Source organism: Geobacillus sp. CCR (genome assembly GCF_052906625.1).
In genome coordinates this window covers 39,283-64,325 of the sequence record NZ_JBREBQ010000019.1, presented here as the reverse complement: position 1 = coordinate 64,325, position 25,043 = coordinate 39,283, and the positions used below count along the sequence as shown (strand labels likewise).

Below are 25,043 nucleotides of genomic sequence, written 5' to 3'. Positions count from 1 at the left end.
TTCTGCAGGGATTGGGCATGGATGAGAGCATCTACGTGTAACGTGATACGGAACGACCAGCGATGGTAAAAAAAGGATTGCCATCGCTCGTTGTGTTGGTCAAAAAGTTATTCTGAAAAACTAAATAAAAAATCCTTTGTTTTGACCTTGTTAGGGTGCGAAATGTGAGGTGTTATTTATGTAGGGAGTTGATTGTTGTGAAGTATTATAGTATTGGCGAATTTGCAAAACTTATCGGAAAAAGTCAGCAAACTTTGCGAAATTGGGATAAAAATAATGTTTTAAAGCCTGCTTATGTTGCACCGTCAGGATTTCGCTATTATTCAGAAGAACAGCTTCATCAAATACTTGGGATCAAAAAGGCAACTCCTCCTAAAAAAGTCGTTGGTTATTGTCGAGTATCGAGTCGGAAACAAAAAGATGAGTTGGAACGGCAAGTTGAAGCAGTACGCACGTATATGATTGCAAAAGGGTATTCGTTTGAAATCATCGAAGATATTGGAAGTGGAATCAACTACACGAAAAAGGGATTAAGCCGCCTAATCGACATGGTTTGTAATCATGAAGTGGAAAAAATTGTTGTTTTGTATAAAGACCGATTCGTTCGTTTTGGGTTTGAACTGATTGAACAAATCTGTCAACGTTATGGGACAGAAATTGAAATCATTGACCAAACAGAAAAAACAGAAGAACAAGAGCTGGTCGAGGATTTAGTCCAAATTATTACCGTTTTCAGTTGTAAACTTCAAGGGAAAAGAGCCAACCGAGTCAAGAAGATGATAAGGGAGTGGCTTGAGGATGATTCGGTCCATCAAAGTTAGGCTAGAGCCAAACAACAAGCAAAAGACCGCATTATTTGGCTCCGCTGGTGTGGCTCGTTGGGCATACAATTGGGCGCTTGAACAACAAGAAGCCAACTACAAAAAGGGCGGCACATTCATCAAGGATGGGGAGTTGCGAAAAAGGCTGACGGCTTTAAAACAAAACGATCCAAATTATCAATGGCTATATCAGTATTCCAACAACATCACCAAACAAGCCATTAAGGATGCTTGCGAGGCATACAAGAAGTTCTTTAAGGGGCAAGCAAGAAAGCCGAGGTTTAAAAGCAAAAAGAGAAGCAAACCGTCCTTCTATCACGACACAGCCAAAATCAAGTTTCGCGATACGCATGTATATCTCGAAAAAGTCGGCTGGGTGCGCCTATCCGAATGAGGAAAAATTCCAACGAATACAAAGTATAAAAACCCTCGGATCACGTTTGACGGTGTGCATTGGTATGTATCCGTAGGATATGATATCCAAAAGCCGCCTATCGCATTAAACAGCCATACGCTAGGAATTGATGTGGGAATACAAAATCTGGCCGTTTGTTCAGACGGTCGGGCATTCCAAAACATAAACAAAACGAAAGAAATCAAAAAACTAGAAAAGCGTTTGCGTCGGTTGCAACGCCAATGCTCAAGAAAGTATGAAATGAATAAAATTCAAGAGAAAGGTGGTGCAGTCCGTTACGTCAAAACACGCAACATTGCAAAACTCGAGAGACAGATGCAGAAGATGCGGATTCGATTGGAACATAAACGCGTGGACTACGAAAACAAAGTCGTCAACGAGTTGGTGAGAACCAAGCCTTCTCGTATGGTAATGGAAGATTTAAACATTCAGGGGATGATGAAAAACCGTCATCTATCCAAAGCCATTCAACAACAACGTTTGTACATGCTGAAACAAAAAATCAAACACAAATGTGAATGGCATGGGATCGAATGGGTGGAAGCCGACAGATGGCATCCATCATCGAAAACGTGCAGTTCATGCGGGGATGTAAAACAATCATTCAAGCTGTCAGAACGGGTATTTCGATGTGAGGCTTGTGGACTTGAAATGGACAGAGATTTAAATGCAAGCATCAATCTTTCGAGATATCCTGCATAGTGACGGGTACCGTGAGTTACACGGGAAGTGAAGCCTTCGGAGCGTCAACCAAACGAGAGTAGCTTCGGCGAAATCGGACGCGATGAACAAGGAAGCAAACGAAAACTTCTGCAAGTCTCTTGTAGAGTTTTGTAAGTTTTGCGTAACGGGAGCAGCGGAAAAACCAGCTGGAAGAGACGCTCTTTTACTTTCGAGGGGCCTTGTTATTTTCCATTCGCCTTCGCGGAGTTGGGTGGAAAATTCGTTTTTCACCCGTCTCTTCAGCGGTAAAATGTTTGGAATTGTTGAAAAATATCTCCCTCTATACTTGAAAAATAGGATATAATTGATATAAACATAGCTATATTTTCCCAAGATGAAAGAAATATGGAGGGGAAGGGCGGTTGTACCAGCATATTGTTGTAACGTGTGGTGTGTCGCTGTTGACAGGAAACAGGAACGTTTTCTCGATGAATCGGGATGAAATCATGGGGGAGATTCGTCCTTGGTTGAGCGCGGCCAACATCAATGAGGAAAAACAACGAAAAATTGACGAATGGATTCGTCATGCCAGGCAGTTTGCTCATGAGGCCGCCCGGGATCCCAACCGTGTGTCGGCGGAGTATTCGATGATTTATGAACTTCGTCGACAAGGGAAATTGGCGGAGAGGCCGACGGTTGTCCTCATTGCGACAGACACGGTGGGAGGACGGATTGTGGAAGCCGTGTTGACGAGATTGCTTGAGGAAGACTTTGCGGCAAATGTTCGCGTCATGTACGTGGATGTGGATGTGAATCATCCAAGACGGATGCAAGAGACATTGGGGGAATACATGTGGAAGGTGGCGGATGCTCTCTCCCACGGGGAACCGTCAACAACTTGTTTTGCGCCGATTGGCGGGTATAAAGTGATGACATCGTTGGGCTACATCGTCGGGGCGTTTCTGCACTACCCGACGGCTTATATGCATGAGGACGGCCAAGTGTTGCATGAGATTCCTCCTGTGCCCATACATATTGACGAGCAGTTTGTCCATGAGCATTTCGACTTGTTGCGGAAATGCCAGAAAGATATGGTCAGCGTGGATTCGCTTTCCTACCATGAAAAACAATGTGTTCTTCAGTATCCATTTTTGTTTCATCAAGAAGAGGAGTTGGTGTATTTAAGCGCGTTTGGGCAATTTTTGCTTGAGAATGAAAAATATAAACATTTGTTTGCGACAACGTACCTTGTATCGAAACAAGTCGCCGATCTACTTCGGCATAATCACCATCAGTCGTTGTTTGTGCACCAGCAGATGCGGGAGCTGGCGAAGAAGCTGAAGCATAAAGAGGGCGACGTTGCGGTGTTGCATCATGAAAAAGCCTTCAAAACGATCGATGGGCGCAAAGTGAAATATCACTTGTACAAAGGAGCCAGCAACGGGCAAACAGCGTTTCGCCTTGCCTACCGGTATGATGAGCGGGAAGATCGGCTGTACGCCAACTATTTATGGCTCGACCATAATCGTTATGAGCGGGAAGCGTCGAAAGGGAAAGGGATTTATGAAGATAATTCGCCGTTTGTCGATATGACGAGACGGTTGGTGGGAATGGAGAGATGAGCGTGGGAAGAAAAGTACTGTTGTCATTTCTCGGATTGAGCGATTATGAATATTGTTATTACACATACGAGGGCAACGTGTCTTCTTATACGCGTTTTATCCAGACAGCGGTGTATGAGTTGTTTCGCGGGGATGGGCCGATGGATGTGGTGGTGTTTGCGACGAAAGAGGCGCGGGAGCGGAATGGGCAAGACCGCTTGAAAGGGGAGGAGCGGCTGGAGGGCTTGACCACCGCTTTTCAGCGCATCGCCCCTGAGGCGAATGTGAAGCTCGTGGAAATGGAAAGCCGTCAGGATGAACAGGCCAATTGGCGGTTGTTTGACTGCATTCTGAATGAAATTCGGGAAGGGGATACGATTTATTTTGACATCACCCACAGTTTCCGTTCCATCCCGTTTGTCGCGCTCATCGTGTTGAACTACGCCCGCTTTGTGAAAAAAGCGGACATTGGCGCGATCGTTTACGGCTGGTTTGAAATGCTTGGGCGTCCAGCCGATGTCAAACAGCTGCCTCCAGAACGGCGGTTGGCGCCGATTGTCAATTTGACGGGCATGGCGGGGTTGCTCGATTGGACGAACGGGGTCGACCAATTTTTACGCACCGGAGATGCTTCCATCATTCGGGCGCTGACCAAGAAGGAAAACAGTGAAGTGTTCCGCAATCCGTCTTCGAGCCAAGAGATGCGGAAGGAGGTGGCGGGGTTAAACAAGTTGACGGAACAGCTCGATCAGACGGAGAAAGCGATCCGCACGTGCAGAAGCCTGCAAATCGATGAGGAAGTGCAGAAATTTCGCCAGCAGCTCGACCGTGTTCGTTCGTCGCCGACGGAAGCGATCAAACCGCTCGTTCCGTTGCTGGATGCCATGGAGAAAAAGTACGCGATGTTTGATGATGACCCGATTATGAACAGCTGGAAAGTTGTACGTTGGTGCCTGGATCACGGTCTTATTCAATCGGCGTTGACGATGTTGGAGGAAAACGGGGTGACGGCCATTTGCCGGGTGTTTGGGTTCGACCCGCGAAATGAGGGGATTCGGAGCGACGTTCATTCTGCCATTCAAATTTTGTTGCGCAATATTCCGAAGGACCAATGGCGTGTTCGTTCTATGGAGCGGGTCGAACAAATGGTCAACGCCTTGTCTCCTTATCGGAACGACTTGGAACCGTTTGGCTTGGTGAAGGAGCGGCGCAACGATATCAATCACGCTGGGGCGCGCCCGCAGCCGTTAAAAGCGGAAAAATTTTGGCCGGATGCCGAGACGACATTTAAGGAACTTTTTACATTCTTTGAGAAAATGTCGATGTTGGCAAAGTCGATGCAAACGTAAAGGAGAGCGGATGATGGAACGTTTGAAATGGAACGAAGCGTCTGCCATTGTTCAGTCGCCGTATCAGCTTGTTCTGTTGACGCCGGCCGCCATTCACGGGTTTGATCCGAAGGCAAAGGCGGAGTTTCGCATTCCGTCGCTGCGCGGGGTATGGCGGTACTGGTGGCGGACGTTGCAAAGCGAGACGAACCACCGCGATTTGCTTGCCAAAGAAGAAGAATGGTTTGGCGGCACGCGAGAGACGAAGCAGCAATCCCCCGTTCATTTATCCATGGCGGGCGTGATGGAAGGAACGAAACGGGAAAACATGTTGCCGCACCGCACATCTCCTGTGCCTGTCCCCGCCCTTCCTGCCGGTGGGGAGGTGACGGTGACGCTTTCGGTGCGGAAGCGGCATGAGCAGCTGCTTCCGGCGTATGAATGGCACTTTCAGTATATGCTTCACCTGGCGGGATTCGGGCAGCGGTCGCGCCGCGGGTTCGGAGCTGTGCAATGGACGGGGCATCAGTGGAATAACGTTGGGGAATACGCCAAAAGTTTGCGTACGGTGCTTGAGCACATCGGAGTGGCGGAGGCGTTTTCCTTTGCGGAGGACGGCTGCCTCGTGGCGCGCCGCGAGGACATTCGGACGCTGCACCCTGTGTTGTCCGCAGTGTGGATTGGGGAGGGGAAAGAAAGCGCCGCGGAAGTGACAAGGGCGTTTGGAAAAGCGTCGCATGAAGCGAACCGCTATGGAAATCTCGGTTTTGTGCAAGGAAGCAAAAAGCTTTCTTCGCCATTATGGTGCACGGTGAGAAAAATTGGGAATCGGTACCACCCGATTGTGACGGAAGTGAGAAGCGGCGGCTCGCGCTACAGCGAGCCGCGCTATGAGCGGGATCGAAACCGGTTTTTAGAGATCGTTGGGGTGAGGATATGACCAATCGCTATATCGTCATTTTTACGGTCGGGCCTGTGCAGTCGTTTATCGCTTCAGCCCGCAAAACGGAAGATTTTTGGGGCGGAAGTTATATTTTGTCCCACTTGGTGCGAGAGGCGATCAAACAGTTTTACCAATTGGACGCCAACTGTGAAGTCGTATACCCGCTCGTCACAAGGGAGGAGTTGCGGTCGCCATCTGCGCGGGATTTTCGCATTGCTTCGATCCCGAACCGCGTGACGGTGGTGATGAAGGGAACAGAAGAAAAGGTTGGCGGCTGGCTGCGCGAAGTGGAGGACAATGTTCGCCAAGTGTTTCTGGACTTCTGCTTTCAAGCCATTCGACGCGTGTTTCCACATCTCACTGCTGAAGAGTATGAATGGCTGGAGATGATGGTGGAACAACAAGTGCAGTCGTTTTTAGAAGTGTACTGGGTCGCTGAACCGTATGAGCCGTCCGCTTCGTTCCGGACCGTGCGTGAACGCGCCGAACGGCGGTTGGGGGCGCTGAAAAATGAGAAGCATTACATTCCTGTTTCCCAATCCGGCCTTGTTTGCTCCGTCTGCAAGGAAAGGGAGGCGTTGCGGCTTGCCGAGATGAAGGAAACGGATCATTACGGTGAGATCAAGCGGAAAACGCTCCACCTTTGGAAGCGGCGGGCGGCGGAATTTCAAGGAGCTGGGGGCGAAGAAGATGACCGCCGCGCGGGACGGATTCAAGACAATGAATTTTTATGCGGCATTTGTTTAGGAAAACGGGCCGCCCGCGATTATTTTTCCAAGTTGTTTGGCGCCTCGTTTTTGTCGTTTCCGTCTGTCCTCGAGATCGGAGCGGGCGATTATTACGCTGTGCTCATGATGGATGGGGACAACATGGGGAAATGGTTCTCCGGGGAGCGGAAAGAGGAGTATAGCGAAACGAGTAAAAAGTTGGCGCGATTTGCGAAAGAAGTCGTTCCTCAAATTGTCGAAGAACAATGCCACGGCAAGCTTGTTTATGCAGGAGGCGATGATGTTCTCGCCTTCTTGCCGACCGAGACGGTGCTGAAAGCGGCGGAGGAGCTCCGATTGGCGTTTGGCGATGAATGGAAAGGATTAGGTCATGGAGCGACCGCCTCGTTTGGCGTGGTCATCGCTCACAAAAAGTCGCCGCTCCATCTCGTTCTTAACGCTGTCAGAGCGTTGGAGAAAAAGGCGAAACAGTATTCCAACGACAAGACGGGGCAGCAAAAGGACGCCCTTGCTTTAGCGCTTCACACCCGCTCTGGTGAGATTTCGGAAGCGGTTCTCCCATGGATGATTGGGGGAGAGAAGGTTTCACAATTATTGGATCAATGGATTCATCTGTTGAAAACATCCCTGTCGCCGAACTTTATTTTTCATTTCGCTTCCGCGTTTGCCCCGCTGCTGCATGAGCGGCACTGCCCTAAATGGGAGAATGGCGACATGCTCGCGACAGAGCTTCGGCGTTTGCTTAAGCGGTCTGTAAAAGAGGGAAGCCATCTGAGCGCCCAAGAGATCGCCCATCACACGCAAGTTCTTTTGTCTTTGCATGAAGCGGTTCGCAGCGGCTATGACTTTTTGTATCTGTTAAAGATATTGACCTTTTTCAAACGGAGCGAGGGGAACGGGCAATGACAAAATTAGTCTTGACACCGGTAGACACGTTTTTCTTTAAAAACCATCATGCGACGCAAGCGGGGGAGGCGACGGTGATGGAGTCGATATTCCCTCCGCGCCCGAATACGATTTACGGCGCGTTGCGGGCGGCGTACATTTATGCGTACAGCACGTTTGACGACTTTGCGAGGGGCAGTGATGAACAGGTGAGGAGATGGATGGGCACCCCGACTGAGCGGGGGCAGTTCTGTCTCCATTATTGCACGCTGGCGAAAGAAGACGTCTTGTTCTTTCCCCTGCCCTTTGATTATCAAGTCATAGAGGAGGAAAAATCGCTCAAAGCGTATCCATTGCAGCTTGTCCGAGACCGGAAGCTTTCGTCATCTTCTTCAATGTGGCGACTTGCTTCTTCACGGCGTGACAAAACGAAAAGTCCACAGCACTATTACGTCCCGATGGAGGAATGGAAGCAGGCGCTTCTTGAGAATAAGCCAATCTCTTCCCTTTGTTCATTGTCATCGTTCATCGCTTGGGAAGATAAGGTGGGAATTCAACTCGACACGTCCAGCCGAACAGCCCAAAAGGGGCTTTTATACCGGGTGGCGAAAGGGCGTTTTGTAGATGGGGCGTCCCTTGTCGCTTACATCGGTGATGGTCCTGATTTCTCCAAGGTAAAGTGGGCGCGGATCGGCGGGGAAAACCGGCCGTGGTCTATCCGCCAGCAGCCGGAAATGCTTCGTATATGGAATCCGGACGAGAAAAAGAGGATTGAACAAGACATCGAGCGGACGAGGCTGGCAAAGATTATCTTTTTGTCCCCTGCGATTTTCGCCAACGGCTCTCGTCCGATTGCGATGGACGGTGATCGGTGGACATGGCCGAACGGAGCGGTGGTGACATGGCTTGCCGCTTCCATCGGACGACCGGAGTTGTACGGAGGATGGGACATCGTCCGACATCGTCCAAAACCGCGAAAATGGATGGTTCCAGCGGGTTCTGTCATTTACGTGAAGATCGAGCGGGATGATGATTTGCCCCATGTCTTTTCTGCCCTTGACGGTGTTCATTTCACTGATGAAGGGGCAGAGGAAGGGTTTGGGTTTGCGGTGATCACGAGTGCAAAAGAAAGCGAGGAGGAGTTGTAATGTATTCGATCGTACGGCCTTTTCTTATGCATGCCATTACGTCTGTCCATGCGGGGAGTGGGAGCGAGATCGGGTTTGTCGACTTGCCTATCCAGCGGGAGAAGCATACAGGATTTCCAAAAATCGAAAGCTCCTCGCTCAAAGGCGCGCTTCGGTATCACATGACACAGTCGCTTCCTGAAGATAGGAAGAAGCTTGAACTGATTTTCGGCGCGGACAAAGGACAGGAAAGCGTCACACAAGCGAGCGCCATTGCTCTGAGTGATGCACGTGTTTTGCTGTTTCCGGTTAAATCGCTTCGCGGCGTATTTGCTTGGATTACGTGCCCGTTTGTGATTGAGCGGTGGAATCAAGAGATGAGCGTTCATCAGCAATCGATCGGGAAAGAAGTTCAACTTCTTCCGATGCCCGCACCGAACACGGTCAGTTCCGACCGGTTGATGGCGGTCAATGGACGCATTGTGTTGGAGGAGTATGCGTTTTCGGTCACCGTCTCTTCTGAAGCGAAACAGCTGGCGGAACAACTTGCCGCCCTCCTTGGGGAGCATTGCCGCCTGCGTCTTGTAGATCGACTCGTTGTTCTCTCCGATGACGATTTCACGGATTTCGTCAAATTGTCGACCGAAATTAACGCGCGCATTCGCATTTCACCGGAGACAGGGACCGTTGACAACGGTGCGCTCTGGTATGAGGAAAATGTTCCGCCAGAAACGGTTTTTTACAGTTTCCTCTACATTGGTGATGTACGGGGAGACGGAATAGACGGTCTTGCGAAGGCTGCGGATATTGAACGGTACTTTCTGAATGAAAACAAATTTCCATCCGTCTTTCAGCTTGGCGGGAACAGTACATTAGGTCGCGGAATGATGAGAACGATTTGGGTGTGAACGGAGGAGAAGCCATGGAAACAAACGTGAAGCGTGTGGGGATTGAGAACGGGAGAGCCGCATTTGCGTTTCAAGAAGTGAAACAGGCAAAAGAACGATTGAGAGGAAGCTTCGAAAACTATCGTTCTTACGTCAAAAAAATGCCGTCCTTAATTCAAGTCAACGGTCTCGGACAAGCATTGGCGTTTTGTTTTCAAAAAGGGAAGGAATACAAGGCGATTTATCAATCCCTCGCAAAATGGATGAGGGAACAGTTTCCGGATCAATTTTCATCGGCAAACCAAGAACTCGTCGAGGCTGTCGTCAACTTATCGAGCGCTGATTACCGGTTATGGACGATGGAAGCCATGGCGCTGTTAGATTGGATGCGCAAGTTTGCCGACGGGATGGCGAAAGACGATGCAAAGGCGGCAGAGTAAGGAGGGGAGGGCATGCTTTTTCATCCAAAGGACACCCTAGAAGTCGTGCAAAAGGCCAATAAATCGATCGGGCATTTGGCGTACCATCTCCATTATTTTATTGAGCATCGGTGGAATGACCGTAAAAAAGTGTGGGAACCTTCGAAACAGTTGAAATCCGCCCCGATTCTCCCAGAGCTGAAAGAGGTTGGCGAGCAGCTGCGGGCGCAGCGAGAACAGGCCATGGTGGAATGGGCGCAAACAGGGGGAGTCAAGAAGCTGAAAGCCCGCCTCTCTGGCCGAATTGTCCACGGACTGGGCGCGGGGCATGTTCGCGAGACGTCATTGACGATCCACCCCGTGTACGGTCTTCCTTACATTCCTGCCTCCAGTCTGAAAGGCCTTGTGCGCCATTGGTTTATCGAGGCGTATTGCGAAGGGGACGAGAAACGGCTCGGCGAGCATGAAGACGGACGCGCGATTTTTGGGACGCAAGGCAATAAAGGACAGGTGCAGTTTTACGACATCTTTCTCATCGATGGATTGCGGTTGGAAAAGGATGTGCTCGCTGTACATATGAAGGAGTATTATGAGGGAAAAAACGCTGCGACAGATAATCAAAAACCTGTTCCCGTTTCGTTTTGGACGGTCATGGCTGCAGAGGCAGACATTTATTTAACGGCCTATGGCTTTCGAGACGATGAAAAAACCGCCCGTTTGTTGGAGGCAGCATCGTTATACACAAAACAGGCGTTGATGGAATGGGGGATCGGTTCGAAAACATCGTCAGGCTACGGTCGATTTTCTGAAGTGGACGACGTGACGGAAACCGAATTCCTCCCAATGGTGCAAAAAGAGCGCGCCCGTCTTGAGCGTCGAAAAATCGAGCAGGAAATGGTGGAGCGAAAGAGACGCGAGGAAGAAGAACGAGCAAGGCTGGCTCTTCTCTCCCCCGAAGAACGGTTGGTGGCCGAAATTGAACGGCTCGCCGACAGCGAAGCGGATAAGCAGCGAAGCAAAGACGTGCTGTACCAGCAAGTCCTTGAGCAGCGAAACAAACAAGCCGCCCTTGCCTTGCAGGCGTATTGGCAACGCATCGGCGAATGGGGAAAAGGCATCAGCAAAAAACAAAAGCAAAAAATTGACAAGCTTCAACAGCTGCTAAATGACGAATGACACCATCCCAGTTGTCGTCGACCCCCATTGTGTCCAAATCCGGGGGATCGACGACAAGATTTCGAACTTCAATAGAACCTGTTTTCTTTTATGGATAGATCATTTCTCTAGATGAGCAAATGAACTGTAATAAATTTGCAACCAAACAAAAAAGGAGACATGAACCGGACTCCTTGGTTAGAATCAATGTGCCAACCATTCCTACAGGTTCATGTCTCATGAATGGATAAGCACGTTATCAAGGAGCTCACAAGTTTTTCATAACATTGGGGTTCACCTTTTCGGTTTTGAAGCATCACGTTCGTCTCGTCGCCGCCTTGATCACCAAGGGATTTTCCGGAACGTTGACCGTTCTCGATGATGCAATCAAAAACCAGCCTCATGCCGACTAAGGGGCCCCTTGTTTGCCTCTCTTAAAAATGCACATCTACTAATTTGAAGGCAGGATTCTGACACAATGTGCTGATGTACATCCTAGCTCTCCATTTTTTCTATCTTCCATGCAGGATTTTTGCCTCTTGCCCGCGAATCGATATGTTGAACATGTTCAAAGAGGGGTGATGGAATGGCCATTGACCATGACCGGCTGTTCAAAGAACTGATCCAAACGTTCTTCGAAGAGTTTCTCCTTCTCTTTTTCCCCGACATCCACGAGCATATCGATTTCCGCCATTTGTCCTTTTTGTCCGAAGAACTGTTCACTGATGTGACCGCAGGAGAAAAGTACCGCGTCGATCTGTTGGTCGAGACGAAGCTGAAAGGAGAAGATGGGCTGATCATCGTTCATGTGGAGAATCAAAGCTACGTGCAGCCATCGTTTCCAGAGCGCATGTTTGTCTATTTCAGCCGTCTGTTTGAAAAATACCGCACCCGCATCGTTCCGATCGCCGTCTTCAGCCATGATGCCCTCCGCGAGGAGCCGTCCGTGTTTTCGATCGAGTTTCCCTTTGGCGAGGTGCTGCAGTTCCGCTTTTTCCCGGTGGAGTTGCGCAAGAAACATTGGCGGGACTACATCCGGCATGACAATCCGATCGCGGCTGCCCTCCTTGGCAAAATGGGGTATACTGAAAGTGAGAAAGTCGAGTTGAAAAAAGAGTTTTTGCGCATGTTGGTGCGATTGGAGCTGGATGAAGCGAGGCAGCGGCTGCTCTTGGGTTTTTTTGAAACGTATGTGAAGTTGTCGGAGGAGGAAGAGCAACAACTCCAAAGAGAGGTGAGGGCGATGGAAACGAAAGAAAAAGAGAACGTGTTGGAGCTGATCATTTCCTATGAGCAAAAGGGAAGGAAACAAGGGTTGGAAGAAGGCATCAAACAAGGAATGAAACAGGGAATGAAACAAGGAATGAAACAGCTGATTCGTAACATGGCACGCAAAGGAATGACGGTGGAAGACATTGCTCGGTTGGTGGATCTTTCAGAGGAAGATGTTCGGGGATTGCTTAGAGAGTAGGGAAATCAAACACAAGAGGTGGCCATCTAACGAGGGTATTTCGATGTGATGATTGTGGAATTGAACTTGACAGAGATCGAAACGACAGTATCAATCTTTCGAGATATCCTGCATAGCGACTGGTACCGTGAGTTGCACGGGAAGTGAAGCCTTCGGAGCGTCAATCAAACGAGAGCAGTTTCGGCGAAATCGGACAAGGATCAAGCAGGGAATGAAGCATGGGATTGAACAAGGACGCCAAAAAGGATCGAGGAAGGGAAACCCGACATCGCGAAGGAAATGTTGATGAAAGGGTAGGATATCGACACGATCCACGAACTGACCGGGCTGCCGGCGGAAAAGATCGAACAGCCGAAGAAGTCAACCCGCCTTTGCATTGTCGTCGACCTCCAATCATGCAAAAAACCCGGGGGATCGACGACAATGGTTTTTGACGCTCCAAGCCTACAGCCATCACGATTGAAAGTCATTGACAGAATTTTTGAAACGTGCTATGCTGAAAATAGCTCCAAACCGAAAAGCTTGATGGAACAAGCCTTTTTGGGGTTTTTATCGTACCTATGAGGGATTGAAACTTGCCGAAGCGCTCGCCTAAATCTTCCTCAATCATTTTGTTTTTATCGTACCTATGAGGGATTGAAACTGCACCAAAATAGACCTGGCGATGACGCTAAGGAAGTTTTTATCGTACCTATGAGGGATTGAAACTTGAATCCCGTTGATTATGTACAACGCCAAGTGCTGAAAAGTTTTTATCGTACCTATGAGGGATTGAAACCAAGCATTGGAGGGAAAAGAATGATCTACATCTTGCGTTTTTATCGTACCTATGAGGGATTGAAACTCGCTGAAACAGCTGACTCGGTACAGTGAAGCCGAGTTTTTATCGTACCTATGAGGGATTGAAACACACAACGGTACGGACATATCAGCTGACGCCGGAGCGTTTTTATCGTACCTATGAGGGATTGAAACTCCACGCTTGTAGTGAAAACAACAGCCGGAACTACGTTTTTATCGTACCTATGAGGGATTGAAACGCCGAGGCCGAGGCGAAAGCGTTGGTGAAACTATTGCCCAGTTTTTATCGTACCTATGAGGGATTGAAACGCATCTCGTTCCGGATGCGTGTCAGCACATTCAGCACATGTTTTTATCGTACCTATGAGGGATTGAAACAGGCTCGCTATGGCTACGACAACATCAGTGGAATACGTTTTTATCGTACCTATGAGGGATTGAAACTTATATCATCATTTGGTGATTTGTAAACATCTTTTCGTTTTTATCGTACCTATGAGGGATTGAAACCAATCTCAAAAACTCGGTTGCGATCATCGAGCGATGTTTTTATCGTACCTATGAGGGATTGAAACCGTTTCCCAGCTCGAAAAAGTGGCGCAGAAGCAACAAAGTTTTTATCGTACCTATGAGGGATTGAAACCTATTTCCCCAAGCGTGTGCTGGCACGCTGCAAGCATAGTTTTTATCGTACCTATGAGGGATTGAAACCATTCGATATATGGACGACGTCATTGTACTGCACGAAAGTTTTTATCGTACCTATGAGGGATTGAAACCGCTAATAACCGCGTAGTAATGTCGCTCAAAAACGCGTTTTTATCGTACCTATGAGGGATTGAAACACCAAACAACTCAACCAATTTTTTAAAACTAATTCCCGTTTTTATCGTACCTATGAGGGATTGAAACACCGTCTACCCATTCAACAAGGAAGGCTGTTTTTCTGTTTTTATCGTACCTATGAGGGATTGAAACTAAGCGTCTGTCAATGTTTCTTGACGTTCGCTTTCGTTTTTATCGTACCTATGAGGGATTGAAACTCTATGAAACCCTTCGTACCGAAGAGAAACAGCGGTACTAGTTTTTATCGTACCTATGAGGGATTGAAACCAAAGAAGATCGGGGTCAGCCAGGCGGCACTGAGTGCTAGTTTTTATCGTACCTATGAGGGATTGAAACCGAATCTGGCTGATGATATACAAGATGATCTTCTGGTTTTTATCGTACCTATGAGGGATTGAAACAGGACAAGCGCGGTTTTTCCCATCGACGGGCGGGCGCCGGTTTTTATCGTACCTATGAGGGATTGAAACCCCGATCCAAGCGCGCTTCTAAATACCAAATGGTGGTTTTTATCGTACCTATGAGGGATTGAAACGATGATTTGCGGATGATGGTCGGGGCGGGGGATAGTTTTTATCGTACCTATGAGGGATTGAAACCAGCCACTTTTTGAATGTCACTTCCACATATCGGGTTTTTATCGTACCTATGAGGGATTGAAACAACATCCAGTAACGCTTTTTTGTCTTAAAATGAATTGTTTTTATCGTACCTATGAGGGATTGAAACAGAAGTAAAAATTAATAAGAAACACATGGAACATATGTTTTTATCGTACCTATGAGGGATTGAAACAGAAAGGATGGGCGAGATGAAAGTCGTATGGAGCAAATCAGTTTTTATCGTACCTATGAGGGATTGAAACCTCATCCACACGCACAGGAATAATAAGAGCATCAGCGTTTTTATCGTACCTATGAGGGATTGAAACTTCCATCCACAATGAGTAATCGCAATAGCTTGTACCTTGTTTTTATCGTACCTATGAGGGATTGAAACGTGTAAGGCACTGGTTGGTTGAGTAAGCCGAATCCGTTTTTATCGTACCTATGAGGGATTGAAACCCGAAGATCAAGAGACAGAGCGCCGTCTGCTTGAAGAGTTTTTATCGTACCTATGAGGGATTGAAACCGTAGTCATGAGCAAGGTTGGATTGCACGACGATCGCGTTTTTATCGTACCTATGAGGGATTGAAACTCCGGAACGGAAGGGCCAACGTTGGTGCTTCATCGCGTGTTTTTATCGTACCTATGAGGGATTGAAACAAACACCGTGTTTCATTGGCCAACTCCCCGATCTCGTTTTTATCGTACCTATGAGGGATTGAAACATCGCATCCATGATTTCGCGCTGATATGGAGCCCGAGTTTTTATCGTACCTATGAGGGATTGAAACCCTCTTGTTCATCGTTTCCAGCTACACTGCCGATGAGTTTTTATCGTACCTATGAGGGATTGAAACCAAAGAAGATCGGGATCAGCCAGGCGGCACTGAGTGTTTTTATCGTACCTATGAGGGATTGAAACACTCCTCGCAAATGGCGTACGCCACTGGGAAGGAAGGCGTTTTTATCGTACCTATGAGGGATTGAAACTCATATTCATCCGTTTTTTCTTCAAACAGATGAGCGTTTTTATCGTACCTATGAGGGATTGAAACCATTCTATTTTCTCCTCTACAAACAGCACCTATAGCTCCCAGTTTTTATCGTACCTATGAGGGATTGAAACTTTGAAAAAGTCACTTCAATCGTTTAAAAAACGTTATTTGTTTTTATCGTACCTATGAGGGATTGAAACCCGCCAATGGGCGCTCGAAGTGGCGGGAGTTGGCGACGCGTTTTTATCGTACCTATGAGGGATTGAAACTTCGACGATCTCCAAGTCTTTAATGCGGATGCTTTTCGTTTTTATCGTACCTATGAGGGATTGAAACACCTTTGCATGTCCAAATTCCAGCAAATGAACGCGACGGGTTTTTATCGTACCTATGAGGGATTGAAACTCAAACACTCACCATCCACCGATTTCTTTTCCTGTAGTTTTTATCGTACCTATGAGGGATTGAAACATATGCTACAATCTCCCATTCATCTTCGGCAACCGTTTTTATCGTACCTATGAGGGATTGAAACCTTTGTCCCTCATGCTTATGTCGTTCGCGATCCGCCAAGTTTTTATCGTACCTATGAGGGATTGAAACTCATACGCCGGACGCAAATGTGGCCGCTCGTCTACACGTTTTTATCGTACCTATGAGGGATTGAAACTCTGGACTAATCGAAAATATATAAATAAAGGTATCGGTTTTTATCGTACCTATGAGGGATTGAAACTGATCGCTCTGGCCGCAGTTAACTTATTAAATTTATCGAGTTTTTATCGTACCTATGAGGGATTGAAACTGAAAATCAGCAGATATTGCAAAAGCTCGAGGAAGTTTTTATCGTACCTATGAGGGATTGAAACTCAAAGGTTGGCGTGATTACTAACGCTGTGAGAAAGTTTTTATCGTACCTATGAGGGATTGAAACTTCAGTCACTCCTTGTTCTGTAGATTCGTTTTGGCGTTTTTATCGTACCTATGAGGGATTGAAACCCTCAACCACTTTAAGTGTCTTTTTGAGGTCGCCCCGTTTTTATCGTACCTATGAGGGATTGAAACCGGGTTTTGTTGGTTCCGGAAAGTCGTACAATGCTACACGTTTTTATCGTACCTATGAGGGATTGAAACAAATTTTTCAATATCCCCCTAATATAGCTCCATCTCCGGTTTTTATCGTACCTATGAGGGATTGAAACAAGATATTGCGATCAACGAGGCGGTCGAACTGGATAAGGTTTTTATCGTACCTATGAGGGATTGAAACACGGACGAGATGCCCGTAAACAAACCTGTTTTGGCTTTCAGTTTTTATCGTACCTATGAGGGATTGAAACTCTTGTCCGGCTTCGAAGCCGAAAACCAGCCAAGATTCGTTTTTATCGTACCTATGAGGGATTGAAACTCCTTTCAAATTTTGGTCAAAGACACAGACCAAATGTTTTTATCGTACCTATGAGGGATTGAAACGTGACAAACGGGCTTGCAAGTAAGAAACTAGCGATTGTTTTTATCGTACCTATGAGGGATTGAAACTCTCTAGAAATAGAGGTGAAGGAAATTGCAAAACGTGTTTTTATCGTACCTATGAGGGATTGAAACGCTCGAGATTTTCGATATGGTCAATCAAGTTCATGTTTTTATCGTACCTATGAGGGATTGAAACACCTTTAGCTCCTTCGCTGTGTCTCGGAAATTTGTCGTTTTTATCGTACCTATGAGGGATTGAAACCCGTTTGACCTTTATAATATTTTGGCTGTTATCAATGGTTTTTATCGTACCTACGAGGGATTGAAACCGGAGTCGGCCGCTTTCTCCACGCGTTTCCGCCCAGTTTTTGTCGCGCCTATAAGAGGCGAAACCCTCTTCAATGTCACGCCATCGTATGAACGTCTTCCGTTTGAAGAAACCGGATGGCTGCACTTCCCCGATCGACCGCTTCGTTTTGCTTCGGCTGCTCATTCTTGCGCCGCTTGCTTTGCAGGAAGCCGCTTTTTTGTTTCGCACATGGAGAACGTTTTGGCATCTGCTTTTTTTGTATGGCCCCATTGATCCACCAGGCATGGTTGTTCACCGCCTTTCTTTGCCGCTGCTGCATTTCCTCAGTCCGATGCGATATACTTGACATGGGAACAATCACGCTTCTTTCTCGTTCACCGTCGTGTCGGCGGACATGCTGCGTTGGCGTTGGACGGTTTGAAAGAAGGCGGAGAAAAGCGACAGGGGTGGGATGGATGCGCCGCAAACTTCGCGATCTTGGTTTTTCCATCGGCACGCTTCCGACAGGGGAGCGCAATCAAGTCACCGATGTGCCTGGGGTGCGGGTCGGTCATGTGACGATTCGGGAAGATATGAATGAGCGGACAGTGATCCGCACTGGGGTGACGGCGGTGTTGCCGCATGGGGGCAACTGGTTTTTGGAGAAGGTGCCCGCGGCTTGTTTTGTTTTGAACGGTTTTGGGAAAACGGTCGGGTTGGTGCAGGTCGAGGAACTTGGGTTGATCGAGTCGCCGATTATGCTGACCAATACGTTCAGTGTCGGCGCTGTCTGGCAAGGGACGCTTGAGTATATGCTTGCGATGACGCCGGAGATCGGAGATACGACCGGGTCGGCCAACATTGTCGTCGGGGAATGCAATGACAGCTATTTGAATACGGCGCGGGCGCTTTCGGTGACGAAGGAGCATGCGAAAGAGGCGATTGCCGCGGCGCGGGTGGAGATGGAAGAAGGAGAGGTCGGGGCAGGAACGGGGATGATGTGTTTCGGTTGGAAAGGGGGCGTTGGCAGCTCGTCGCGGGTCGTGAGCAGGGGATATACGGTCGGGGCGCTGGTCGTGAGCAATTTCGGGCGGCGTGAAGAGCTGCGGTTTGTGCCGTATGTGCCGCCGTCGTTTGATGAACGGGATGTGCCGGCTGGTTCGATTATGATGATCGTCGCGACCGATGCGCCGCTTGATGCGCGGCAGTTGAAGCGGCTGGCGAAGCGGGCGGCGGTGGGGCTGGCGCGGACGGGAAGCCACGTTCATCATGGCAGCGGCGACATCGTCATCGCCTTTTCGACGGCATACACGGTTCCGCATTTTGTGGATTCAGCGCATCAGGCGCTGCCGCCGCTTGTCCGCGATGATGCGCCGCTCATGAACGAGTTGTTTCAGGCGGCTGTTGAGGCGACAGAGGAAGCGATTTGGAATTCATTGACGATGGCGGAGACGACGACCGGGCGAAATGGACGCGTCGGGGAAGCGATTCCGTATTCGTTGCTTCGATGGATCAAATGGACGGAGAAATGAAACGATGAGAGGAAACGGCCCGAAAGGAATGGTTCTTCGGGCCGTTTCGTTTTTTCTGCCGCGCCTCTTGCCGCTGTGGTTGTCAGTACCGACTATGGAGACGATGTGTCCAAGCGGCGATCTTCTCTTTCATTTCCTCGCGCCATGCACGGTCATGCGTCGCATACCCGACCAATGCGCCGGTGGCGATCAACAAGAGACCAGATAAGACGAAAATGGAGGAAATGGAAAAGAACCCTGCGATCGCGCCTGCGGCGGTCGGGCCAGTCAAGTTGCCGAGGAAGCGGCTGCTTGCCGTGACGCCGAACACCCGCCCTTGAATGCGGCGCGGGCTTTGCGCGTTGATGAGCGCTTGAATAGACGGCCATACGCCGCCAACAACAAGCCCTTGCAAGAAGCGCCACACGTACAGCTCATAAATGTTGTCCGTCCATACTTGCGGCAAGGCGAACAAGCCGGACAGCACAAGCAGTATCGGTAATGTTTTCTCCTGCCCGATTCGGTCGCCGAGTTTCCCTAAGTACGGTGCGCCGATGATCGTCGCGATGCCGGTGATCGACGAGGCGAGGCCGGATAGAAAGGCGAGATTGCTAGAATGGCCGATGAGCGATTGGACAAAAATCGTCATCATCGAGTTGACGCCAAGAACCGCAATTTGCACGAGAAACGTGGCGATAAATAAGACGATGAGCGGCCGGTGTCTGAATACTTCTTTGAAGCTGGCCTTGTTTTCTTTTGTCTGCGGCACGACGGGATCTTTTTCGAGCCAAAAAATGACCGGCAAGAGCGTCAGTAAAATGCAAAGCCCGGTCACGAGAAACACCGGGCGGAAGCCGAACAGGTCGGATAAGGCGCCGCCGATGAGCGGCCCGATGATGTTGCCGGCGATGCTTCCCGTCTGCAGCGTCCCGAGCGCCTCGCCGCTATGGTCTCTCGGCACAACGCGGGCCAAGTATGAAAACGAGACAGTGATAAATCCAGAGAAAAAGCCGACAAGAAATCGGAGAGCAAGCAGCGCCATCGGTGAGGCGGCGAACGCCATGCATCCGGTGATCAAGCCCATGCCGATCCCCGCGCGGATGAGGTTGGCGCGCTGGCCGTACTTATCGGCGAATACCCCCCAAATCGGCGCCATGACAGCGGCTGATAGGAACGTGACGGAAAACACAAGTCCTGTCCAGATGCTCAAGGCGTGGTGCTCAGTGACGCCCATTTGCCATAAAAAGAGCGACAAAAAGGGAATGACCATCGTCATCCCGGCAGAAACCATGAAATTGCACAGCCAAAGAACGCGGACGCTTCGCTTCCAGTTCATAGGAGGTCATCTCCTGTATTATTTCGTTTCTCTAATGATTTTACCACGATGGAAAAACAAAGGAAACGATTTTGCTTCCGAACGGGGGAAAGCGAGAGTCAGGCCGTGCGACGGTGGGGAGCGGTGTCATTTCCCTGAACAAACACCATCCCCCTTGCCTGCCCGGCAAGGGGGTCATCTATGTCAAAGGGGGAGGGGATTAGGCGTTATTGGCTTGGGCTTCTTTCCACTTGGCTAACTCACGTTCGACTTCTTCATCAAATGGCACGGGGGACAACGCAGCATTCGTACCGAACCGGGCGGCGGCCGCTTCGGCTTCTAAGGCGATGACGCGCTCTTCCATGCGGGCGAAGCCGCGCAGCGCCTCATCGGCGGAAAACGAAGCGAGCGCCGTGTCGATTTGTTTCAACGCTTGAGCGGCGTTCACCCGCGCCGCGAGCTCGAGCTGCTTGGCGGCGAGTCCGTCGTACCGTTCGCGTAGTTGGTTCAAGCGATTGGCGACCTCAACTGTTTTCGCTTTGATGGCGTCGTATTGTTGTTTGTACGCCTCCAGCTTTTTCTCGTACAACAGTTTATCACGCAGCGCCAGTTTGGCGACCGATTCTTCGTTGCGCTCGAGCGCCAGTTTCGCTTGGCGGCTTCGTTTCTCAATGGTCGCTTCGGCTTGGGCGATGAGCGTCTCATAGCGCCGCTCGGCGACCCATTGTTGGGCGAGCGCTTGGCGGCCTTGTTCGAGTTGTTGCTCAAGCTGGCGCAAATATTGTTTCGTCATGGCAACGGGGTCTTCCCAGCGGTCAATTTGTTCATTCGCCTCAGCGAGAATAATCGTTTTGATCCGGCGAAAAATGCCCATGTTGTTTGGCCTCCTTTTGTATTGTTTTTTCCCATTCATCCAACCAATCGACGGGAACGGACGGCAGTGCTGGCGCCCATGCTTCGGCAATTGCCGTTTTTCGCGCTTGACGGCGCCCTAAGGTGTACACGGCGGCCAGCGCCAGCAAGATCAGCACCCATTTCGGCAAGATCGCAGCAACGCCTAAAGCGACAAGCGCCCAACCGATCCAGCGCTTCGACCGCGCCGCGGCGAGCCATATCGCCCCCGCGCCCACGAGCAAAAACGGAATGAGCCACCACATGAACAAACCTGCCATCATCCAGCCTTCGCGCGATCCCATGCCGAACTCTCGATGGTGATGTCCGAATCCATCGTGCACGCCGGCAAATGGAACGCCCGGACGGCCGTGCGCCATCACTTCATGCGGCGTCAGAACATGAAACGCGCTCCATCCAACGAGAGCAGCGAGCGCGATGAATAGGAACGTTTGTGCCTTTTTCACATCGTCACCTCCTTTTTTCGGCAGTGGACTGGCTTACGGTTTGTATTGTAGAGGGGGAAGGAGAAAATTAGGTGAAAAGCGAACATTTTTTTGAAGGATTTTTGAGTATATCATGAATAGGGGATCCGCCGCGAGATGGACGATGATTTTGACGGGCATCTGTTTTTTCTGACATTGTGGGGACGAAGGAGGGGAAGACGTGGTTCGGTCGTATGGGCTTGATGTTGGCGGCGCTTTGTTTTGTGTTCTTGTTTTCCTTTTTGTTTCCGACGTTTGATGTCGGATATTATGCGTACGGCTCGTTTCTCGGATTCGCCATCGGCTCGTTGATCGTCGGCTTGGCGAGAATTCGATGGAATCCGCATGCGCGGTTGGGTGGCGCTCTAATCGGTTTGTTCCTCATCATCGCGATCTCTGTCATCATCATCCGCCTGTTTCCCATCGAAATCCGAGATGTCGGAGACTTGGTCATGCCCTATGTCAATGCCATCGTGAATGCGTGTTTTTGTTGCAACTTGTTCTAGGGGCTGTATAATTTCACCGTATGTTTCTAAAATCTTTCCCGATTTTTTATCGACTAGGCTAAAGGATTTTTTATCTCGCTTTTCAGAATAACGTTTTGGCCAACACGACTAGCGATGGCAATCTTTTTTGACCATCGTTAGTCGTTCCGTATCATGTTAGACGTAGATGCTCTCATCCATGTCCATATCCGTCAAGTTCAGCGTTAAAAATCGCTCTATCCATACATAGTGTTTGTGCCATGGGATGAAGAAAAGAATATTTCTCATTTTAGGCATGGGACTGACTCAAAAGGAAATTCATTTGATATCAGAACGAAAAAATCCTCCCGATTTTCGTCGGGAGGGTGCGAAATGTGAGGTGAAAAATAAAGCTTCTGAAGCATATTATGCCTCAGAAGCTTGTTCGACGGCTGTTGCAAATCGCCGGCGATGTTGCATCGTAAAATACGCCATCGTTCCAACCATCATGGCGACGATAAACAGTAGCAACTTACCGATGTTTTCCCACATAAATGAGAAATCGCCGCTTGAGATGACCGCTTTGAATCCGAAAACAGAATAGGTCATTGGGAGCCATGCGTTAAAATGCTGCAACGAACGCGGAATGAGCTCGAGCGGGAACGTTCCGGCGCTTGTTGTTAATTGCAAAATTAATACGACAATCCCAATAAACCGTCCCGGATCCCCGAAGGTTGTGACGAGAAATTGAATGACAGATAAAAAGGCAATGCTTGTGACAACGCTAAACAAGATAAAGAACGGAACGCTTTTCACTTGTAAGTCAAGTCCGTAAAGCAATACGCTATCGGCCAGAAGCGCTTGAAAAATCCCAACCCCAATGAGCACACCAAATTTTGCAAAAAACCAATGAAATGGCGAACGTGGAACCGCTGCTGGTTCGCGAAGCGGGAAGACAATCGAGAGTAAAAGCGCCCCAACAAACAAGCCTAACGACAAGAAATATGGTGTAAATCCTGTTCCGTAGTTTGGCACTTCATTCACTTTTTCATTTTTTACTTTCACCGGTTCTGCAAACATGTCGTATACGTCTTTATTTGCTTTTACGTCGCTTGCTTTTTTGGCCCCTTCTTTTAACTGATCCGCTAGTTCTTCTGAGCCGTCTGTCAGTCGATTCATACCATCTTGCAAATGCCTTGTCCCACTCGTTAATTCATTCATTCCGCTTGCTAGTTGCTGCGAACCATCCGCCAATTGATGGGCGCCGTCTTGCAGCCGATCAGCTCCTTGAGCAAGCACTTGCAGACCAGAGGTCAGTGTTTGGCCGCCCTTCGCGAGTTTGTCAGCTCCTTGTTCCGCTTCTTTCATTTTTTCGTGCAACGTGTTCATGCCTGCGACAAGCTTTTCTTGGCCGTTCAAGAGTGCATTGGCGCCATTGACAAGCTGCTGTTGTCCAGAAAGCAGTTCGTCGACCCCGCGGTCGAGAGCAATATGCCCTTCATGCAGCTGTTTCGCCCCGCTGTTTAACGACGCTGCTCCTGATTGTAATGCTTTGGCTCCATCGTTTAACTGCGCAATGCCGTTTTCGACTTGTTTGCTTCCGAATGATAATTTCTCAACATTTTCCTTTAGCCGCTCATACACCGCCTTTTGTGTCGGATCGGGGGTTTGAGCAATGAGTGCATCAAGCTGCGCCGCTAACTGTTCAAGCCCGCCTGTTACTTGGGTCGCCCCTGTTTGAACCCGAGCCGCCCCTTGTTGCCATTGCGCAAGCGATGATGCTAGCTTTTCGGCTCCCCCGCTTAATTGTTCCGAACCTTGCAAAAGCTGCGGCATGCGGGCATCGAGTGTTTGCATTCCTTCATATACGCGTTTTGCACCGGAAGCAAGATTTGCGGTTCCCTCTTGCGCCTGTTTTGCTCCGTCAAGCAGCTGCCCTTGCCCGTCGGCCATGTGTTTCATCCCGTTGTCAAGCATTTGAACCCCTGCTTGAACTTGCGTGGAACCATTGACTGCTTGATTCAATCCGTCAGTAAAGGCCATGGATTTTTCGGCAAGTGTCGCTAAATGATGATGCAAATCTTTGGATCCATCCTCCGCTTTTTTCATTCCATCATACAGTTTGTTTGTTCCATTTTTTGCCTCGCCGAGACCATCATGTAATTGTTTGGCTCCATCGCTCGCTTTTGTTAACCCGTCTGCTAATGTTTGAATGTTTTCAAACATATTTTCTGCGTACGTTTCCGTTAACGTTTTGGCTACTTCTGTTTTGATTTTTTCAACCGCTGTTCCGCCAATTTGGGCTGATAAAAAGTTAAATCCTTCATTGGGCTTGTAAATAAGTTGAAGTTTTTTCGGGTGATCGTCTTGCAACGTCGTCGCATTTTGTGAAAAATCTTCAGGGATTTGAATGAGCATATAGTACTTTTGTTCTTTTAATCCTTTTTCCCCTTCATGTTCGTTTACAAAATGCCAGTTAAACTGTTTTTTTTCTTTTAACTTTTCAACAAGATCATCGCCGAGATGAAACGCTTTCCCCTCAAACGTTGTCCCCTTGTCTTTGTTTACCACGGCGACAGGAAGTTCGTCCAAATGATCGTATGGATCCCAAAACGCCCATAAAAACATGCCGCTGTATAGAAGCGGAATAAATAAGACAGCTATAATCGGAATCAGTGTTTTCCGATTGGATGCAACTGCTTTCCATTCCTGCATCCATAATTGAAATGCACGCACATGCGGAACCTCCTTTTTAATAATATTGACCGATTTGTCCATTTAGTCATTTTTTGTAAAAAAGAGAAGGATGGTCATGGAGACAATCCTTTTTACCGATATCAGCCGAACCGTTGGGCAATCTTTTGTTGAAACAATGGTTCGCGTTCCTTCCCCCAATCAACGTTTAAAGTCATGTGCCATTCACT

17 protein-coding genes, 3 pseudogenes and 1 CRISPR repeat array are annotated in these 25,043 nt (G+C 48.8%); of the genes and pseudogenes, 15 read left to right on the top strand and 5 right to left on the bottom strand.

Features of this window, described 5'->3' with window-relative positions; translation table 11 throughout:
* The first annotated feature begins 197 nt into the window (after window positions 1-197).
* The 13 genes and pseudogenes from ACVBDQ_RS11255 to ACVBDQ_RS11195 form a co-directional block, all read left to right on the top strand.
* Entirely contained in the window at window positions 198-821 is a 624-nt protein-coding gene (locus ACVBDQ_RS11255) for an IS607 family transposase (protein ID WP_025039250.1), read from the top strand.
* Window positions 799-1,938 (top strand): annotated as a pseudogene (locus ACVBDQ_RS11250) (RNA-guided endonuclease InsQ/TnpB family protein). The gene ACVBDQ_RS11255 and the pseudogene ACVBDQ_RS11250 overlap by 23 nt, the downstream one beginning before the upstream one ends.
* A gap of 383 nt (window positions 1,939-2,321) precedes the next feature.
* Entirely contained in the window at window positions 2,322-3,521 is a 1,200-nt protein-coding gene (locus ACVBDQ_RS11245) for a putative CRISPR-associated protein (protein ID WP_025039251.1), read from the top strand.
* Window positions 3,518-4,849 carry a TIGR02221 family CRISPR-associated protein gene (gene csx2 / locus ACVBDQ_RS11240; protein ID WP_240432163.1) on the top strand — a complete coding sequence of 444 codons (1,332 nt, stop codon included), beginning with the start codon at window positions 3,518-3,520 and terminating at the stop codon, window positions 4,847-4,849. Before ACVBDQ_RS11245 ends, csx2 begins: the two co-directional genes overlap by 4 nt.
* 10 nt (window positions 4,850-4,859) lie before the next feature.
* Entirely contained in the window at window positions 4,860-5,768 is a 909-nt protein-coding gene (locus tag ACVBDQ_RS11235) for an RAMP superfamily CRISPR-associated protein (protein ID WP_020279859.1), read from the top strand.
* Window positions 5,765-7,405: a type III-B CRISPR-associated protein Cas10/Cmr2 gene (cas10, locus tag ACVBDQ_RS11230; protein WP_446663227.1), complete on the top strand. Its 1,641-nt coding sequence runs from the start codon at window positions 5,765-5,767 to the stop codon at window positions 7,403-7,405. The genes ACVBDQ_RS11235 and cas10 overlap by 4 nt, the downstream gene beginning before the upstream one ends.
* Entirely contained in the window at window positions 7,402-8,532 is a 1,131-nt protein-coding gene (locus ACVBDQ_RS11225) for a type III-B CRISPR module-associated Cmr3 family protein (protein ID WP_446663226.1), read from the top strand. The genes cas10 and ACVBDQ_RS11225 overlap by 4 nt, the downstream gene beginning before the upstream one ends.
* Window positions 8,532-9,419 (top strand): type III-B CRISPR module RAMP protein Cmr4, encoded by an 888-nt coding sequence (gene cmr4 / locus ACVBDQ_RS11220; RefSeq protein ID WP_025039255.1) that lies wholly within the window; start codon window positions 8,532-8,534, stop codon window positions 9,417-9,419. The genes ACVBDQ_RS11225 and cmr4 overlap by 1 nt, the downstream gene beginning before the upstream one ends.
* Window positions 9,420-9,433: 14 nt before the next feature.
* The gene (gene cmr5, locus ACVBDQ_RS11215; protein ID WP_025039256.1) at window positions 9,434-9,838 is read left to right on the top strand and encodes a type III-B CRISPR module-associated protein Cmr5; all 405 of its coding nucleotides are present in this window, start codon (window positions 9,434-9,436) and stop codon (window positions 9,836-9,838) included.
* Window positions 9,839-9,850: 12 nt separating this feature from the next.
* Window positions 9,851-10,993 (top strand): type III-B CRISPR module RAMP protein Cmr6, encoded by a 1,143-nt coding sequence (cmr6, locus tag ACVBDQ_RS11210; protein ID WP_020279790.1) that lies wholly within the window; start codon window positions 9,851-9,853, stop codon window positions 10,991-10,993.
* 218 nt (window positions 10,994-11,211) lie between these two features.
* A pseudogene (locus ACVBDQ_RS11205) lies at window positions 11,212-11,349 on the top strand (IS701 family transposase); the annotation flags it as partial.
* 209 nt (window positions 11,350-11,558) lie between these two features.
* Entirely contained in the window at window positions 11,559-12,443 is an 885-nt protein-coding gene (locus ACVBDQ_RS11200; protein WP_020279792.1) for an Rpn family recombination-promoting nuclease/putative transposase, read from the top strand.
* A 32-nt stretch (window positions 12,444-12,475) separates the two neighbouring features.
* Window positions 12,476-12,559 (top strand): annotated as a pseudogene (locus ACVBDQ_RS11195) (hypothetical protein); the annotation flags it as partial.
* Window positions 12,560-12,988: 429 nt separating this feature from the next.
* Window positions 12,989-17,493: a CRISPR direct-repeat array (repeat unit 30 nt; unit sequence GTTTTTATCGTACCTATGAGGGATTGAAAC).
* A 75-nt stretch (window positions 17,494-17,568) separates the two neighbouring features.
* Here the strand turns inward: ACVBDQ_RS11195 and ACVBDQ_RS11190 are convergent.
* The gene (locus ACVBDQ_RS11190; RefSeq protein ID WP_223812571.1) at window positions 17,569-17,835 is read right to left on the bottom strand and encodes a hypothetical protein; all 267 of its coding nucleotides are present in this window, start codon (window positions 17,833-17,835) and stop codon (window positions 17,569-17,571) included.
* A gap of 94 nt (window positions 17,836-17,929) precedes the next feature.
* On the opposite strand from ACVBDQ_RS11190, the gene ACVBDQ_RS11185 reads away from it, so the two are divergent.
* Window positions 17,930-18,985, top strand: a complete 1,056-nt coding sequence (locus tag ACVBDQ_RS11185) for a DmpA family aminopeptidase (RefSeq protein ID WP_021321900.1) — start codon at window positions 17,930-17,932, stop codon at window positions 18,983-18,985.
* A gap of 82 nt (window positions 18,986-19,067) precedes the next feature.
* On the opposite strand, the gene ACVBDQ_RS11180 is transcribed toward ACVBDQ_RS11185, so the two are convergent.
* The 3 genes from ACVBDQ_RS11180 to ACVBDQ_RS11170 all read right to left on the bottom strand — a co-directional run bounded on the left by ACVBDQ_RS11180 (window position 19,068) and on the right by ACVBDQ_RS11170 (window position 21,637).
* The gene (locus tag ACVBDQ_RS11180; RefSeq protein WP_014194810.1) at window positions 19,068-20,300 is read right to left on the bottom strand and encodes an MFS transporter; all 1,233 of its coding nucleotides are present in this window, start codon (window positions 20,298-20,300) and stop codon (window positions 19,068-19,070) included.
* Window positions 20,301-20,499: 199 nt separating this feature from the next.
* Window positions 20,500-21,153: a PspA/IM30 family protein gene (locus tag ACVBDQ_RS11175; protein WP_014194812.1), complete on the bottom strand. Its 654-nt coding sequence runs from the start codon at window positions 21,151-21,153 to the stop codon at window positions 20,500-20,502.
* A complete protein-coding gene (locus ACVBDQ_RS11170; RefSeq protein ID WP_014194813.1) occupies window positions 21,113-21,637 on the bottom strand; it encodes a hypothetical protein in 525 nt (174 codons plus the stop codon). The genes ACVBDQ_RS11175 and ACVBDQ_RS11170 overlap by 41 nt, the downstream gene beginning before the upstream one ends.
* Before the next feature lie 212 nt (window positions 21,638-21,849).
* On the opposite strand from ACVBDQ_RS11170, the gene ACVBDQ_RS11165 reads away from it, so the two are divergent.
* Window positions 21,850-22,161, top strand: a complete 312-nt coding sequence (locus ACVBDQ_RS11165) for a hypothetical protein (protein WP_014194814.1) — start codon at window positions 21,850-21,852, stop codon at window positions 22,159-22,161.
* 384 nt (window positions 22,162-22,545) lie between these two features.
* Here ACVBDQ_RS11165 and ACVBDQ_RS11160 read toward each other — a convergent pair whose 3' ends face one another.
* Window positions 22,546-24,855, bottom strand: coding sequence for a YhgE/Pip domain-containing protein (locus ACVBDQ_RS11160; protein ID WP_014194816.1), 2,310 nt, complete (start codon window positions 24,853-24,855; stop codon window positions 22,546-22,548).
* Between the last annotated feature and the right edge of the window lie 188 nt (window positions 24,856-25,043).

Bases quoted from the DNA above. Each gene is read 5' to 3' on its own strand.
- csx2 (WP_240432163.1), top strand. From the start codon at position 3,518: ATGAGCGTGGGAAGAAAAGTACTGTTGTCATTTCTCGGATTGAGCGAT.
- ACVBDQ_RS11235 (WP_020279859.1), top strand. From the start codon at position 4,860: ATGATGGAACGTTTGAAATGGAACGAAGCGTCTGCCATTGTTCAGTCG.
- cas10 (WP_446663227.1), top strand. From the start codon at position 5,765: ATGACCAATCGCTATATCGTCATTTTTACGGTCGGGCCTGTGCAGTCG.
- ACVBDQ_RS11225 (WP_446663226.1), top strand. From the start codon at position 7,402: ATGACAAAATTAGTCTTGACACCGGTAGACACGTTTTTCTTTAAAAAC.
- cmr4 (WP_025039255.1), top strand. From the start codon at position 8,532: ATGTATTCGATCGTACGGCCTTTTCTTATGCATGCCATTACGTCTGTC.
- cmr5 (WP_025039256.1), top strand. From the start codon at position 9,434: ATGGAAACAAACGTGAAGCGTGTGGGGATTGAGAACGGGAGAGCCGCA.
- cmr6 (WP_020279790.1), top strand. From the start codon at position 9,851: ATGCTTTTTCATCCAAAGGACACCCTAGAAGTCGTGCAAAAGGCCAAT.
- ACVBDQ_RS11200 (WP_020279792.1), top strand. From the start codon at position 11,559: ATGGCCATTGACCATGACCGGCTGTTCAAAGAACTGATCCAAACGTTC.
- ACVBDQ_RS11185 (WP_021321900.1), top strand. From the start codon at position 17,930: ATGCGCCGCAAACTTCGCGATCTTGGTTTTTCCATCGGCACGCTTCCG.
- ACVBDQ_RS11180 (WP_014194810.1), bottom strand. From the start codon at position 20,300: ATGAACTGGAAGCGAAGCGTCCGCGTTCTTTGGCTGTGCAATTTCATG.
- ACVBDQ_RS11175 (WP_014194812.1), bottom strand. From the start codon at position 21,153: ATGGGCATTTTTCGCCGGATCAAAACGATTATTCTCGCTGAGGCGAAT.
- ACVBDQ_RS11165 (WP_014194814.1), top strand. From the start codon at position 21,850: ATGGGCTTGATGTTGGCGGCGCTTTGTTTTGTGTTCTTGTTTTCCTTT.